Source organism: Nitrospirillum iridis (assembly GCF_014205765.1).
Lineage (GTDB): Bacteria > Pseudomonadota > Alphaproteobacteria > Azospirillales > Azospirillaceae > Nitrospirillum > Nitrospirillum iridis.
Window position 1 is genome coordinate 1 of record NZ_JACIIZ010000026.1, and the last position, 14,120, is coordinate 14,120.

The window sequence follows — 14,120 nt, forward strand, 5'->3', positions numbered from 1 at the left end:
GTCTGTGGATTGGGCTTCGACAACCGCAATCCTCAGACCGGAGGCCTCATACGCCAACAGCGGCGCCATTCCCGCGACAGCGGGTTCGTTCAATCCTCTGATTCCGACTTCCGGTGCGATGCTCTATTTCCCCGCATTTTTTGCGGAGATATCCCAAAATGGTCTCTAAATGCCTTGCTGAATGCGTAATGAGTCGAATATCCGGCTTGACTGATCAAAGATTTTATTCGTTCTCCGCCAATCAGTTGTTCCTTTGCTCGTTCAAGGCGAACTATTCGTAAATAGTTATAAGGCGTTTGCCCGACAAGATATTTAAATTTTGAACAAAATGTACTTCTCGACATGCCACTGTGCTTAGCCAGCTTGTGCAGCGGCCAGTCATCTTCAGGTCTGTCGTGCATCACCGCCAGGGCGGCGCCGATCCCCGGATCGACCAAGGCACGGAGCCACCCGGCAACCTGATCAGGGTGCCGCAATATGTGTGATCGCAGGATTTGCATGAAAACCAGATCAGCCAATCTGCTGGAGACCACCGCATAGCCACTCTGCTGCTGCTCGGATTCCTCGGACAGAAAATCCAGCGTCATGCGTAGCCATCGTTCCATGCCCGTGTCTGCGGCATCGAGATGAATGTAGCGCGGCAGGCCCAACAGAAGGGGGTGCGGAGTGGATTCGTCCAATTCGAACACGAGCGAAAGAATCCGTGTCCGATCGTTGCCGCCTTTCAGCGACAGTTTAAGCGGGCGATCAAGCCATTGACCAGGTGCCCACACATCCCCCTCGTTCAGCCGCACGACCTCGCGCACGGTGAGGTCCCGCTTGTGTCCGTCCGCGCTCCGCAGCCAGTGACGATCCCAGCGAGGAAACATGACCAGATCGCCAGGACCCAATCGGATCGCTGGTAAATTGGGCCGCTCAAGCCACGCATATCCTTCGATTATATAATGCATCGGCGCGCCCGAAGGTGCGGTTTCGAAATCAACCCGCCAAGGGTCGGAGAAATCCAGCATGGCGAGAAGCGAACCGCGCAGCCTCTTATCCGATAGCGCTCTGCTCAGAATGTCCATATTGCGCCTCCCTCCCGCGCGTTTTGGACGAATATAGCAAAAAATTGGATTGGCACCCGCTAGAAATACACAATTGATCCGATAATCTAGCCAAGCGCGAGTTGGCTTGCTTTGCTCGCCCACAACAAATCATAACGAAGGAATGGGAGAAATGATCATCAAGGGCATTAACGTGCAGCCCGGCGCTGCCGAATATCCGCGCAATCAATGGTATGTTGCCGCCTTCAGCTGCGAGGTCACGCGCGAGCCCATGCACCGCACCCTGTTCGACGAACCGATCGTGTTCTATCGAACAGAAGCGGGCGAGCCGGTGGCGCTGTTTGATCGTTGTCCGCATCGGGGCATGCGGCTTTCAAATGGCGGGGTGTTGTTTGGCAACACCATCCAGTGCCACTATCATGGCATCCGTTTTGATCAAAAGGGCCGGGGCTGCTTGATCCCCTCGGGCGGGACACCGACATCGGCCATGTCTGTGCGGCGTTATGCGCTTAAGGAAATCGGTGGCTGGATCTGGATCTGGGCAGGTGAGGCCGAGCTTGCCGATGAAAGCATCATTCCCGATCATGATGCATTGGGAATCACGGCGTCCGGCTTTCACGCCTATTATGGTCTGGCGCTGGAGGCTAACTCCAATTATTTATTTTCATTGGAAAATCTTGTCGATGCCACGCACATTTCCTTTCTGCATCATGGGTTGATCGACGATGGAAACGTCGCGGCGCACCCCTTCTCCTGTCATCAGGACGGCGTGCGCGTGTCGATGGTGCGGGAATTCAAAAATGAGACCATTGCCCCGATGGTTGCCAAGGCAATGGCGCTGAAGGGCAAGCGGGCCGACCGCACGCTCGAACTCATCAGCTATGCGCCCAGCACTTGTGTCGTGCGGCAGCACTTCGTGGAGACCGACGGCGAACACAGCGCCCGCCGTGACAGCCGGCTGATTTTCGGCATCACGCCGACCGGCCCGCGCAGTTGCATCCAGTTTGTGGCCATGGCCAATGATTATGAAAACACCCACCCCGGTGTCTTCGAAGATCTTCGTCACCTGCTGATGGAAGATGTTGTCGCTTTGGACGATATCCAGATCCTGTTTGATCGGCTTGGCCAAGACAGAGCGCCCGAGATTTCAGTAAGGTCAGACGAGGGTGCAATCCGAACGCGCCGCTTGATTGCCGGACAAATCGCGCAGGAACAGCGGGCGGCGAAGGTGACGTCATGAGCGGAGCGCAAGGCAAAAAGGGCCGCGTTCTGATCGTGGGCGCCGGGATTTCTGGACTGACCGCCGCCACCGCGCTGGGCCGGCAGGGATGGCAGGTCGATGTAATCGAGCGTAAGAGCTCCATCGATGACAGCGGCGGCGTCGGCCTTACGCTGATTGGTAACGCAATGCGGGCGCTCGATGTGATCGGGGTTGCCCATAAATGCGTGGAGGCCGGTGTCCCAGCCGATTTTCTCAACATAATGCGCGCGGATGGAACGCTGCTTATGGAAAATCCTGTGCCTAGGATTGGCGGCTCCGAATGGCCGGGCGGCACCGGAATCAGACGCGCCGCATTCCACGCGATCCTTTTGGAAGCCGCTGGCAACGTCATCTCATCGTTGCGTTGCGGGGAAACTGCGACCCGATGGAGCGAAGAGCGCGGACAGGTCCTTGTCACGTTCAGCACTGGTTACAGCGCGGCTTACGATCTCATGATTGCGGCTGATGGCCTTAATTCGTCGACCCGAGCCGAGCTGATGCCGGATATCAAGCCCAATCCATCGGGGCAAGCCTGCTGGCGCGTGCCCGTCCCTCGGCCGCCAGGCATTGACAGGACGCATTTATTTTTCGGTGGTAAGCACGGCGCGGTCGGCGTCTGCCCGATTTCAGATGACCTTGCCTATATGTATATCGTGCAGGCTTACGATGGAGGAAGGCAGGATCCCACGCGCTTGCACGAGATTTTTGCCGATGAAGTCGAAGGATATGGTGGCCTAATTGCCGAACTCGTCAAGCATGTCACCGACCCTACCCAGGTCAACTTCAGTCCTTTGCCCGCCATGATCGTGCCAAAGCCCTGGGGCAAAGGTCGGGTCGTGCTGATTGGCGATGCGGCGCATGCCAATCCACCGGTCCTCGCGCAAGGAGCGGCCATGGGCATTGAGGACGCGATCGTTCTGGCGGAAGAAATTTCGGCCACGCCCGGTGATATCCCCGACGCGCTCAATCGCTTTGTCGAGCGCAGGTACGACCGGGCGAGACGCGTTGTCGAAGCAAGCTGGCAACTTGCGCGCGCTGAGGTGGAGCACCGTAAAGACGTAGACATTCACGCCATCATGCGCGAAACGGCAATGCAATTGGCAGCGCCAATGTAAATCCCAAGATTCCGGGTGGTTATGGCGGCGTCACATCGCTTCCTGCCCAATGTGATCTGGCAGCCTTGGATAACCGTGGATTTCAGCCACTGCAGCCCGGAATCTATTTAGGCCCGGATCGGGCGGCGTCGCGGGACTATCATGCCTGCGCGCTGATTGCCGGCGGCACGCGGGTGCCTGGCCTGCTGGTAGACCAGGGCGAAGACGACCCTTTCCTTGAGGGGCAATTGAAAACGCATCCGCCGGTCGAGGCCCGCGAGAAGGCGGGGTAAAGGGCGGCCCTCCGTAGGCAAGCAGGCTATGACCACTCGTATTATTTCATCTCCACCGTCATGGCCGGGCATGTGGCGTGGCGTGCCGAACGGCTGAACGCATAAGGATTTTTAAATGACCAATATTCACGTGATTGGGCTCGACGGGGCCGAGAAAATCATCTCCAGCAAGGACGGGGCAACGCTGATGGAAGCGTTGCGCGATAACGGCTTCGATGAGGTGCTGGCGCTATGTAGCGGATGCTGCTCGTGTGCCACATGCCATGTTTATATCGAGGCCGGTCCGAGCACATTGTTGCAATGCATGAGTGATGATGAGAACGATCTACTCGATAGTAGCGACCACCGTCAGCCTAATTCCCGCCTTTCATGCCAGGTCAGCCTGACCGACGATCTGGATTCAATCCGCGTACGCCTAGCCCCGGCGGATTGATTGGAAAAGCTATGATGAGACAAGCTGTTGATGTCCTGATCGTAGGCGGCGGGCACGCAGGGGCGCAATGCGCGATCACGCTGCGTCAGGGTGGCTTTGCGGGCAGCATTGCCATCGTCGGGCGCGAGAACGAGCCGCCATACGAGCGCCCGCCTCTATCGAAAGAGTATTTCGCGCGTGAGAAGGCCTTTGACCGGCTTTACATACGCCCGCAGGCGTTCTGGGCTGAGAAGGATATCGCGCTGATCCTTGGCACCGAAGTTGTCTCGGTGGACGCACAGGCGCATACCGCCCTGCTTTCAGGTGGGCGAACCATGGGCTATGGACAAATGGTGTGGGCTGCCGGTGGCGACCCGAGGCAGCTCTCATGCCAGGGGGCGGACCTGGCCGGCGTGTATGGCGTACGCACCCGTGCCGACTGTGACGCGCTGATGGGTGAAATCGACGGCGGCGCGCGCCGGATCGCTGTGGTCGGCGGCGGCTATATCGGGCTCGAAGCCGCTGCCGTGCTGACCAAGCTGGGCTGCCACGTCACCCTGCTTGAGGCTGCGCCACGCGTGCTGGCGCGGGTGTCGGGGACTGAAATTTCCACCTTTTATGAGGCCCAGCACCGCGCACATGGCGTTGACTTGCGCACGGATGTTGGCGTTGCTGCGCTGATCGGCGAGGGGCGCGTCACCGGCGTTGAACTGACTGACGGTGAGGTTATCACGGTCGACGCGGTGATTGTCGGCATCGGAATAGCGCCTGCGGTGGCACCTTTGACTGCGGCTGGAGCCGCGGGCGTCAATGGCGTCAATGTCGACGAATTCTGCCGTACATCTCTGCCCGACATCTTCGCCGTGGGCGACTGCGCAGCCTTTTCATGCGCCTTTGCTGGCGGCAAGTTGATGCGCGTCGAATCGGTGCAGAACGCCAATGAGCAGGCCAATTGCGTCGCCAAGGCGATCCTCGGCGAGATGAAGCCTTTTCACGCAACGCCGTGGTTCTGGTCGAATCAGTATGACCTCAAGTTGCAAACCGTTGGTATCTCATCGGATTATGACCAGGCCGTGCTGCGGGGCGATCTGGCGGCGCGCAGTTTCAGCGTGGTGTATTTGAAGGCGAACCGCGTGATTGCGCTCGACTGCGTCAACACGGTCAAGGACTATGTTCAGGGCCGAAAGCTGGTGGAAGCTGGCGCTACCCCCGACATCGGCGCGCTGGCTGACCCAGCAAGGTCGCTCAAGGAATTCAATTTGTGATCGACGAGCGTTGGGCTGCTGCCGGAATGGACGGCGCCGAGGAGGTCAAGTTTTCGAAGGTCCAAAATGATGGACCTGCCCGGTGTTGTTCACCGCCTGGTCTGCGGTGCTCAACATCGCGGCCACCGCTTCATGATCGGGGAAACCCGCGCGGGCGCCGATGGCGGTGATGGCCAGGCTGGCGGCGGCGGCGGCGAAGCGCAGGGCGTTGGCCAGATGGTCGCCGTTGAGCAGGCGGGCCAGCACGGCGGCGTTGAAGCAGTCGCCGGCCCCGGTCGCGTCGACCGCGCGCGCGGGGAATGCGGGTTGGATCACGCTGTCGTCGCCCTGCACGGCGATGGCCCCTCGGGCGCCCATGGACACCACCACCAGCCTTGGCCCTTGTTTCAGCAGCGGCCGCGTGTGGTCCGTGGTGGGACGCAGGCCGGTCGCGGCGCGGAACCCGCCTTCGTTGAAGAACACGATGTCGGCCAGGGGCAGCAGGGCCGCCAGCCGCTCCGGGTTGGGGGCCACCGCCGCCTCCACGTCGATGGCGACCAGGGCGCCGGCGGCGCGGGCCAGACGGCTCACAGCCTCGAACTCCGCCAGGTCGTAGGGCATGGCATAGACCACGCGTGACTGTTCCAGGGCCTGGGCCAAGGTGGCCTTATCCAGCGGCCAGCCGGGCAGCGGCGCGTAGACCAGAGCCTTTTCACCGTCCCCCTGCACCAGGATCAGGGCCGTGGCGCAGGGCCCCGCCACCGGCCGCACCCACTGCACGGCGACACCGAAGCACTGGAACTCCGTCACCAGGAAATCGCCGTCGCCGTCATCGCGACCGACCCGGCCGTAGGCCGCCGCGGGCAGGCCCAGGCGGGCGGCGGCGCAGGCCACGTTGGCCGCCGTACCGCCAGCATGGCGGCCCAGGTGCCGGCCCAGCACCTTGTCATCCGCCGCCGGCACACGGTCGACGGCGAAGACCAGGTCGATGTTGGGGTCGCCATAGGCCAGCAGGCCGAAGCGGCGGGGACCGGGCGGGATCATCGGACGGCTCCCGTGCTAGGGATCGTCCGGAAGCCGCCGGCACTGGCGGCCACGTCACCGGCGGCCAGGGCCAGGGCCTGACCCTGCATCAGCAGCGGCAGCGGCGTCATGGGTTCATCCAGGTCGGGGATGGGGAAGTCCGGCCCGCCCAGCACCGCCACCGCCGCACCACGTGCACGCGCTGCGGTGGCGGTGTCGGCCAGGCGGTCCGCCGCGCGGGCCTTGGGTGGCGCCAGGACCAGCACCAGGTCGGCGGACGTCAGGGCCTGCAGGCGCAAGGCGTGGTGGAACTCCTCGACCGCGTGGGGCAGGGGGGCCAGTCCCGCCGCCGCTGTCAGCAGGTCGGCGATGCCGCGTGCGGTGCCGGTGTTGGGGCCGGCGCCGACGATGTGCAGATGGCGCCGGGCGGCCAGCGTGGCGCCCAGGGTGTGGACCCCGGTGTCGGAGCGCAGGACGCCCTTCAGGATGGTCGGTAGGGCTGCGACGTCACCGTGGACGCCCGCCGCCACGGGGTGCTGCCGCGCGCCGCCCCACTTCAGCGCCAGCAGGATGAGGATGGCCAGGGTGGCGGCGGTCGATTGCGTGGGCATGCCGTTCTTGCTGGCGCCGGGGCACAGGCCCCAAACGGGTGGCGCCAGGAAGGGCGTCCCCTTCCGATCGCAGATGCCGATGACCAGGGCGCCGCTGTCTTGGGCGCGAACCAGAGCGTCGTGGGCCGGTGACGGGCGCCCGCTGGAACTGACCACCGCCACGGCGGTGCGGGGCCCTAGATCGGGGTGGCCGTACCGCGCCAGTTCAAAGGCCTGGATCGCCTGGCAGGGAATGCCGGTATAGGTGGCGAAGGCTGACGTGGCCATCAGTCCAACGGACAGGCTGTCGCCTGACCCGGCCACCAGCAGGCGGTTGCTCCGCCGGGCGGTCAGCGCGGCCGCCAGGTCCCGCACCGGCTCCGCCAGGTGGGCCAGCGCCCGCGCCACGGCGGAGGGAGTGTCCGCCCGCTCCCGCGCCGTGGCGGGCAGGGGCATCAGGGTGTCGGCCTCCGTCATGCCGCCAACCGCCGCCGGGCGATGGCGGTCAGGTCGGCCGCCAGGGCGCCCAGGCCGTACTCCACCTCATTCACCGTGCGGAACTGAGCGGCGAGGTCGGCCGGCAGGGCGGAGGCGCCGCGCAAGGCGCCGGACAGCGCTCCGGCCATGGTGGCGATGGAATCGGTGTCGTTGCCGATGGTGGCCGACAGGGCGATGGTGCGCAGCGGATCGCCCTTCGCGTAGGCCAGAATGGCGATGGCCGCCGGCACGGATTCCGCCGCCAGGACCGAGGCGCCGACCTGCGCGTCCAGGGCGTCGAGGAAGACCAGGTCATCCGTCGCCCGCGCGGCGATCTCCAACGCCAGGTCCAGACGCGCCTGGAAGCGGGGGCCTGGCCCCACGCGGGCATGCCGGGCGGCCAGGGTCGCACCCTGGCGCCCCCCCTCGACGCACGCGGCGACGACATCGGCGATGTCGTCCGTCACCAGCGCCTGGGCCGCACCAGCGGCGATGGCGCAGGCGGCCGCGATGGCGACGTCGGTATCGTGCGAGGGCAGGCAAGTCACCAGCGCTTGGGCGCAGGCGGCGTCCAGGTCGCCGGGATGGACCAGGCCGGCGGGGGCGGCCCGCATGGCCGCGCCGTTGGTGGTGCCGATCGTCGTCATCTTGCGCCGCGACTGGCCGATCACCCCCACCAGGGCCGGGTCGGTGCCGGCGCGCAGGGCCGCCACGATGCCCACCGTGCTGGGCCCCATGAAACCCGCTTTGGGCGAGGTATCGGCCCAGTCCAGCAGGCAGGCGACCCAGCCGGCCGCGTCCAGGACGCCCCCGCCGCGCACCAGGGCGCGGGCCAGATAGTACATCTGGCTGGCATCGTCCGTTACCTCAGCCCTCTTGCCGGCGTTGGCGCCGGCGAAGGTGTCGGCCGTCGGCGTCACGAAGCCGGAAACGAGACCGCCATGGGTGCCCAGTATCTCGGCCATGGACCATTGCTCGGTGGGCGCGCCCAGCGCGTCGCCCATACCGGCCAACAACAGCGAGCCGGCGATCCGGTCGTGCAGGGAGGGTGTGCTCATGGATGTCATGTCCCGTGATGTCATGTCCGTTAGGGGGAAAGAAGGGCCGCCCGGCCGGCTGCGGCGCGGCGCCTGGTGGCCAGGCGCTGGTGCTGCTTGACCAGGACCAGGGCGGCGATGGTGACGAGGGGCGGGATCATGAAGACCACCTCTGCCGGCACGGCCAGCTGGCCCAGGCGGGCAGCCGTGACGCTGGCGGCACCGAACACCAGAGCCGCCACCACCGTGCCCAGGGGCCGGCGGCCGCCCAGGAACACGGCGGCCAGGGCCAGGTATCCCCGCCCGGCCGCCATGTCCGCCTGGAACAGCGTCAGGTAGCCCATGCCGAGGAACACCCCGCCGCCACTGGCCAGCAGCCCGCTCAGCAGCAGGCCGGCATAGCGCAGCCGCCTCACCGGCAGCCCGGCGGCCAGCGCCGCCTCCGCGTTTTCTCCCGTCGCCCGCAGGCGCAGGCCGAAGACGGTGTGGCGCAGCGCCCACGCGATCAGGCCGGTGGCCGCCATGGCGACGTAGACCAACACGTTGTGGCCCGTGTCCTCGTCGCCGTTCAAAAGGACGCCCAGCACCGGAACAGCACCTATTCCAGGCCAGCGTAGGCTGGGCAAGGCGAAGCTGGCCAGACTGGCGGTGGAGCCCTTGTCGCCCGTCAGGTGGGCCATCAACAGGACCGTCAAGCCCTGGGCCAGGATGTTTAATCCGATGCCGGCGACGATAAGGTCGGCCCCCAGCTCCAGATGGAACACGGCCAGCAGGCCCGCCAGGGCCGTGCCCGCGAGCAGGCCGGCGGCGCAGCCCAGCCATGGGTGCAGCCACAGAGGGGCGTCCGGGAACCATAGGGTGGAATAGGCGGAGGTGATGACGCCGGCGAAGGCGGCCACCAGCATCACGCCCTCCAGCGCCACGTTGATGCAGCCGGCCAGTTCGGAGATCAGTCCGCCCAGGCTGGCGAAGAGGATGGGGGTGGCGGCGCGCAGCGTGGCGGCCGCCACCACGGCGGCCGCGGTGCCGGTCGCGACCAGGTCCAGATTCATGCCGTCCTCCCGATGCGCATCCAAACCCGGCGCAGCGATCCCAAGGCCAGCGGCGCCAGGCGGTCTGACACCACGAACAGGATGATCAGCGCCTGGATGACCAGCACCACCTCCCGCGGGACGTCGGTAGCCCGCTCCATCGCCTGGGCACCCACGCGCAGGTAGGCATAACCCAAGGCCGCCAGGGGCAGGGCGGCCACCCGCCCGCGCGCCAGCAGCGCCACCACGATGCCCTCCAGCCCCATGCCGGGGGTGAGGTCGACGGGCAGGCGCTTCAGCAGGGCGTTCGACACATGGAATCCCGCCAGTCCGGCGAATGCGCCGCCCAGCGCGAACGCCAAAACCGTGGCCCGGGCCACCGGCACCCCGGCCCGGGCCGCGAACCAGGGGTTGGCGCCGGCGAGGTCGATCTCGTACCCCAGGGTGGTTCGGCGCAGCAGGAACACGACCGCCGCCACGGCCGCCGGCGCCACCAGCACCATGGCCGTCACGTTGGTGCGCGCGATCAGCGGCCCCAGGGTGGCGGCGCCGGGCAGCGGGGGCGTGGTGATGAAGCCGGCGGTGGGATCGTTCAGCACCCGCCCCACGATCAGGCGGTAAACCTGCACCGCCACCACGTTCAGCATCAGGGTGGTCACGATCTCGTTGGCCTCGAACCGGGTTTTCAACAGCCCCGCCGCCAAGCCCCAGGCGGCGCCGGCCATCGCCGCAGCCAGGAAGGCAAGCGGCAGGGCGATGGCTGCGGGCACGTCCCCCAGGCCCAGGCTGAGGGCCGCCGCCGCCAACGCGCCCATGAACAACTGGCCATCCGCCCCCAATGAGAATTGCCGGGCGCGGAAGGGAATGGCGATCGCCAACCCCACCAGGGTCAGGGTGGTGGCGTCCTGCAGCCAGGCACCGAACCGTACCAGCCGATGCATGACCAGGCGACCGTCGGCGGCCCGCTCCATCGATGGCAGGGGCCCGGTCACCAGGGCGCGGAAGGCGGCCCAGGGCTGGTCGGTGACGCAGGCCATGACGAGGAAGCCCAGGGCAAGGGCGGCGCCTACCGCCAGGGCGATGCGCGCGCCTTCAGTCATGGTCGCCCCCTTTTGGTTCGGGTCCCAGCCCCGTCATATGCAAGCCCAGGGTCCGGGCGTCGACCGCCCCGGCTTCGAACCGGGCGACAATCCGTCCCCGGTACAGCACGGCGATGCGGTCCGACAGGACCAGCAGTTCATCGAGGTCGGCCGAAATCAGCAGGATGGCGGCGCCCTGGTCGCGCAGGGCCACCAGGCGGGTGTGCAGGGCGGCGGCGGCCGCGATGTCCACGCCCCGGGTCGGCTGGCTGGCGACCAGGAAGGCGGGGGCGTCAGCGATCTCCCGCGCCAGAATCAGCTTCTGCATGTTGCCGCCGGACAGCGCGCCGATGGGTTGGTGCGGCCCGGTCGCGCGGACGTCAAATCCGGCGATCACCGCTTCCGCCCAGCGCCGCGCGGTTCCGCGGTCGATAAGGCCCCGGCGCGACAGGGGGGGCTGGGCGTAGCGGGTGGCCAGCAGGTTGTCGACGATGCTGAGCGTCGGGGCGGCGCCGTCGTGCAGCCGGTCCTCCGTTACCACCGCGACGCCCAGGCTGCGGGCGGCGCGGGGGGATAGGCCGGTGAAAACCCGGCCGTCCAGCCGGGCGTCACCGGTGGTGGGAACGGCGGCGCCCGACAGCAGGCGCGCCAGCACGTCCTGGCCGTTGCCCTCCACCCCGGCGATGCCCAGGATCTCCCCGGGCGCTACCTCGAAGCCGACGTCGCGCAGCCGGATGGCCCCGTCACCGTCGACATAACCCAGGTCGCGGGCGATGACGCGCGGCGCCAGGCGGGCGCCGGCTGGCCGACGGGGCGGTGGCGGCGGCAGGTCCCGGCCCACCATCAGGCGAGCCAGCGTACCCTCGTTCACGTCCGCCATACGGGCGTTGCCGGTGACGCGGCCCTGGCACAGGACGGTCACGCCGCCGGCCAGGGCCTTCACCTCATCCAGCTTGTGGGTGATGACCAGGACGGTATGGCCAGCGGCCGCCAGGTGGCGCAGGGTGGCGAACAGGGTCGCCGTCTCCGGCGGGGTCAGCACGGCCGTGGGCTCGTCCAGCAGGATGATGCGGGCGCCCCGGTGCAGCACTTTCAGGATTTCCACCCGCTGGCGCACCCCCACGGGCAGACTGGCCACCGTCGCCGCCGGGTCCACCGCCAGCCCGGATTGCCCCACCAACTCCCGGACGCGGGCCGCCGCCGCCACCCGGTCCAGCCGGCCGCCGGGTTTGCGGGGCTCATGCCCCAGCACCACGTTTTCCGCCACCGTCAACGATGGCACCAGGTTCAGGTGCTGGGCGACCAGGCCGACCCCGGCGGCGATGGCGTCACCAGGGTGGCGGAAGTCCGCCAGCAGGCCATGGATGCGCAGGGCGCCCGCCGTTGGCCGCTCCAGCCCATACAGCATCTTCATCACGGTGGACTTGCCGGCGCCGTTCTCGCCCACCAGCGCATGGATTTCACCCGCCGCCACGGTGAAGCTGACGCCACTGTTGGCCAGGGTTCCGTTGGGGTAGCGCTTCTCCACATCCTCCAAGGCGATGGCGAGTGGGGCGACGGTCATGGCCGCCCCCCTGCGAAAGCGGTGGGCACGGTCAGGGTGCCGTCGATGATGCGCTGGCGCGCGGCGGCCACCGCGGCGCGCACGGCGGGCGGTACGGTCAGGGCCGCGTCCGGATTGTCCGCCAGGCCGATGGCGCCCTCCTTCAGGCCCAGGGACTCCGTCCGGCCCAGTGGCAGCCGGCCTTGTTGCCACAGCCGCAGGGCGCGCAGGATGGCGGTGTCCACATTCTTCATGACGGAGGTCAGGATGCGGGCGGCGCGGCGGGGGCTGGAGACGCGGTAGAGGGCGGCCTGGTCGGAATCCACGCCGATGACGTAGCGCCCGGTTTCCTCCGCCGCCTCGATCACACCCTGGCCGGTGGCCCCCGCGACCTGGAAGATGACGCCGGCGCCCTGGCCGTACTGGGCCTTGGCGATCTCTTTGCCCATCGCGGGGTCGGAGAAGGAATTGGCGAACTGGCGCAGGACGGTGATGCCGGGCGCGGCATCCTGCGCCCCGGCGACATAGCCGGCGGCGAAATCGTTGATGACGGGGATGGGCATGGCGCCCACCAGTCCCACCAACCCCGGGGCCGCGCCCGGTATCGCCCCCGTCCGCATCAGGCCGGCCGCCAGCACGCCGGCCAGATAGCCGCCCTCGTTCTGGCGGAAGCGCATGGAATAGACGTTGTGGCAAGCGCAGTGGGCGTAATCGACCACGCCGTCGAACAGGATGAAGGTGACGTCCGGATAGTCGGGTGCCACCTTTTGCACCAGTGGCCCCATGGTGTAGGTGCCGGTGACGATGATGGGGAAGTCGCCGCTGTCGGCCAGGTCCACCAGCCCGCTTTCCCACCGTGTGGGATCATAGCCGCCCTCGATGGTGCGGGTGGCTAGGTGCAGGTCGGCCTTGGCTTGGCGCAGGCCCCGGGCCGCGGAATCGAAGAAGGACTTGTCACCCAACGCCCCATTGACGAAGAAGGCCACGCGCTGTGGCCGGCCGTCGGCCGCACGCGCCCCGGCGCCGGCTGGCGTCAGCACCGCCATCACCATAACCATCAGCACCAGGGCGAGCGGCTGTCCCCTCATGGCAGCCGGGCCAGGCGCTCGGCCATCAGGGACAGCAGACCGTCCGCATCCAAGCCGGTGTGCAGCACGGCGTTGATCTCTCCACCCGCATGGAAATGGCTGCGCCCCTCGTCGGAACCCGGTCGCCAATCCACCTCCAGCAGGCCCGTCCCGCCGCTGAACAGCCGGGGCCGCAGCAGCGCCGCCACCGGGCAGGCGTCGTGCAGCAAGGGATCTTGCTCGCCATAAACGGCCAGCATGGCGGCCAGGGCCTGGGCGGATCGCGTCGATTGGGCCGCCAGCGCCGCCAGCCAGGCGGGGGTCATGGCCGCCTGGCTGGTCACGTCCAGCGGAAAGACCTCCAGTCTGGCGCCCGCGGTCATGACCACGTGGGCCGCCGCAGGGTCGGCCCAGAAATTGAATTCCGCCGTTGGGGTGACGTTGCCGGGGCAGTGCGCCGCCCCGCCCATGACGTGGATGGCGCGGGCCCGGGCCAGCAGGCCGGGGTGCCGGATCTCCGCCAGGGCCAGGTTGGTTAGCGGCCCCATGGCCACGACCGTCAGGTCCGCCCCCCGCGGCGACAGCAGCAGGTGGGCCAGAACGTCGGCGGCGTGGTCCGCCGCGATCGGGCGCGCATGTCGGCCGACGACCACGCCACCCAGCCCATCCTCGCCATGCACCAGATTGGTCCGGGGTTCGGGGTACAGCAGCGGGCGGGCACCCCCGGCGTGAACGGGAATATCCGGCCGGCCGAACAGGTCCAGCAGGCGCCGGGCGTTGGCGGCTGTGATGTCCACTGGCCGGTTGCCGGCCACGCAGGTCACGGCGCGCACGTCCAGTTCGGGGGATGCCACCGCCAGGGCCAGGGCCAGGGCGTCGTCGATACCGGGATCACAGTCGATCAGAACCGCAGTCATGAACGT

The 14,120-nt window shown here is 67.0% G+C and carries 13 protein-coding genes; 4 read left to right on the top strand and 9 right to left on the bottom strand.

Going from position 1 to position 14,120, the window contains the following annotated elements; translation table 11 throughout:
- Window positions 1-89: 89 nt before the first annotated feature.
- On the bottom strand, window positions 90-1,067 hold the full coding sequence (locus FHS74_RS28655; RefSeq protein WP_184807687.1) for an AraC family transcriptional regulator: 978 nt from the start codon (window positions 1,065-1,067) through the stop codon (window positions 90-92).
- A 151-nt stretch (window positions 1,068-1,218) separates the two neighbouring features.
- On the opposite strand from FHS74_RS28655, the gene FHS74_RS28660 reads away from it, so the two are divergent.
- The 4 genes from FHS74_RS28660 (at window position 1,219) to FHS74_RS28675 (ending at window position 5,371) form a co-directional block, all read left to right on the top strand.
- Window positions 1,219-2,286: an aromatic ring-hydroxylating dioxygenase subunit alpha gene (locus FHS74_RS28660; protein WP_184807688.1), complete on the top strand. Its 1,068-nt coding sequence runs from the start codon at window positions 1,219-1,221 to the stop codon at window positions 2,284-2,286.
- Window positions 2,283-3,422: an FAD-dependent monooxygenase gene (locus FHS74_RS28665; protein ID WP_184807689.1), complete on the top strand. Its 1,140-nt coding sequence runs from the start codon at window positions 2,283-2,285 to the stop codon at window positions 3,420-3,422. The genes FHS74_RS28660 and FHS74_RS28665 overlap by 4 nt, the downstream gene beginning before the upstream one ends.
- 387 nt (window positions 3,423-3,809) lie before the next feature.
- A complete protein-coding gene (locus tag FHS74_RS28670; protein ID WP_184807690.1) occupies window positions 3,810-4,127 on the top strand; it encodes a 2Fe-2S iron-sulfur cluster-binding protein in 318 nt (105 codons plus the stop codon).
- An 11-nt stretch (window positions 4,128-4,138) separates the two neighbouring features.
- On the top strand, window positions 4,139-5,371 hold the full coding sequence (locus FHS74_RS28675) for an NAD(P)/FAD-dependent oxidoreductase (protein ID WP_246463449.1): 1,233 nt from the start codon (window positions 4,139-4,141) through the stop codon (window positions 5,369-5,371).
- 45 nt (window positions 5,372-5,416) lie between these two features.
- On the opposite strand, the gene FHS74_RS28680 is transcribed toward FHS74_RS28675, so the two are convergent.
- The 8 genes from FHS74_RS28680 to FHS74_RS28715 are packed head-to-tail and all read right to left on the bottom strand — an operon-like array spanning window position 5,417 to window position 14,114.
- The gene (locus FHS74_RS28680; protein WP_184807692.1) at window positions 5,417-6,394 is read right to left on the bottom strand and encodes a carbohydrate kinase family protein; all 978 of its coding nucleotides are present in this window, start codon (window positions 6,392-6,394) and stop codon (window positions 5,417-5,419) included.
- A complete protein-coding gene (locus tag FHS74_RS28685; protein ID WP_184807693.1) occupies window positions 6,391-7,440 on the bottom strand; it encodes an SIS domain-containing protein in 1,050 nt (349 codons plus the stop codon). Before FHS74_RS28685 ends, FHS74_RS28680 begins: the two co-directional genes overlap by 4 nt.
- Window positions 7,437-8,498: an ADP-ribosylglycohydrolase family protein gene (locus FHS74_RS28690; protein ID WP_184807694.1), complete on the bottom strand. Its 1,062-nt coding sequence runs from the start codon at window positions 8,496-8,498 to the stop codon at window positions 7,437-7,439. Before FHS74_RS28690 ends, FHS74_RS28685 begins: the two co-directional genes overlap by 4 nt.
- Before the next feature lie 29 nt (window positions 8,499-8,527).
- Window positions 8,528-9,529: an ABC transporter permease gene (locus FHS74_RS28695; RefSeq protein WP_184807695.1), complete on the bottom strand. Its 1,002-nt coding sequence runs from the start codon at window positions 9,527-9,529 to the stop codon at window positions 8,528-8,530.
- Window positions 9,526-10,608, bottom strand: coding sequence for an ABC transporter permease (locus tag FHS74_RS28700; RefSeq protein WP_184807696.1), 1,083 nt, complete (start codon window positions 10,606-10,608; stop codon window positions 9,526-9,528). The genes FHS74_RS28695 and FHS74_RS28700 overlap by 4 nt, the downstream gene beginning before the upstream one ends.
- Window positions 10,601-12,151 (bottom strand): ABC transporter ATP-binding protein, encoded by a 1,551-nt coding sequence (locus FHS74_RS28705; protein WP_184807697.1) that lies wholly within the window; start codon window positions 12,149-12,151, stop codon window positions 10,601-10,603. The genes FHS74_RS28700 and FHS74_RS28705 overlap by 8 nt, the downstream gene beginning before the upstream one ends.
- On the bottom strand, window positions 12,148-13,218 hold the full coding sequence (locus tag FHS74_RS28710; protein WP_184807698.1) for a BMP family ABC transporter substrate-binding protein: 1,071 nt from the start codon (window positions 13,216-13,218) through the stop codon (window positions 12,148-12,150). The genes FHS74_RS28705 and FHS74_RS28710 overlap by 4 nt, the downstream gene beginning before the upstream one ends.
- The gene (locus FHS74_RS28715; RefSeq protein ID WP_184807699.1) at window positions 13,215-14,114 is read right to left on the bottom strand and encodes a nucleoside hydrolase; all 900 of its coding nucleotides are present in this window, start codon (window positions 14,112-14,114) and stop codon (window positions 13,215-13,217) included. Before FHS74_RS28715 ends, FHS74_RS28710 begins: the two co-directional genes overlap by 4 nt.
- Window positions 14,115-14,120 lie beyond the last annotated feature (6 nt).

Coding starts and splice junctions, on each gene's coding strand:
- FHS74_RS28690 (WP_184807694.1), bottom strand. CDS start 8,498: ATGAGCACACCCTCCCTGCACGACCGGATCGCCGGCTCGCTGTTGTTG.
- FHS74_RS28665 (WP_184807689.1), top strand. CDS start 2,283: ATGAGCGGAGCGCAAGGCAAAAAGGGCCGCGTTCTGATCGTGGGCGCC.
- FHS74_RS28710 (WP_184807698.1), bottom strand. CDS start 13,218: ATGAGGGGACAGCCGCTCGCCCTGGTGCTGATGGTTATGGTGATGGCG.
- FHS74_RS28655 (WP_184807687.1), bottom strand. CDS start 1,067: ATGGACATTCTGAGCAGAGCGCTATCGGATAAGAGGCTGCGCGGTTCG.
- FHS74_RS28700 (WP_184807696.1), bottom strand. CDS start 10,608: ATGACTGAAGGCGCGCGCATCGCCCTGGCGGTAGGCGCCGCCCTTGCC.
- FHS74_RS28675 (WP_246463449.1), top strand. CDS start 4,139: ATGATGAGACAAGCTGTTGATGTCCTGATCGTAGGCGGCGGGCACGCA.
- FHS74_RS28670 (WP_184807690.1), top strand. CDS start 3,810: ATGACCAATATTCACGTGATTGGGCTCGACGGGGCCGAGAAAATCATC.
- FHS74_RS28695 (WP_184807695.1), bottom strand. CDS start 9,529: ATGAATCTGGACCTGGTCGCGACCGGCACCGCGGCCGCCGTGGTGGCG.
- FHS74_RS28680 (WP_184807692.1), bottom strand. CDS start 6,394: ATGATCCCGCCCGGTCCCCGCCGCTTCGGCCTGCTGGCCTATGGCGAC.
- FHS74_RS28715 (WP_184807699.1), bottom strand. CDS start 14,114: ATGACTGCGGTTCTGATCGACTGTGATCCCGGTATCGACGACGCCCTG.
- FHS74_RS28685 (WP_184807693.1), bottom strand. CDS start 7,440: ATGACGGAGGCCGACACCCTGATGCCCCTGCCCGCCACGGCGCGGGAG.
- FHS74_RS28705 (WP_184807697.1), bottom strand. CDS start 12,151: ATGACCGTCGCCCCACTCGCCATCGCCTTGGAGGATGTGGAGAAGCGC.
- FHS74_RS28660 (WP_184807688.1), top strand. CDS start 1,219: ATGATCATCAAGGGCATTAACGTGCAGCCCGGCGCTGCCGAATATCCG.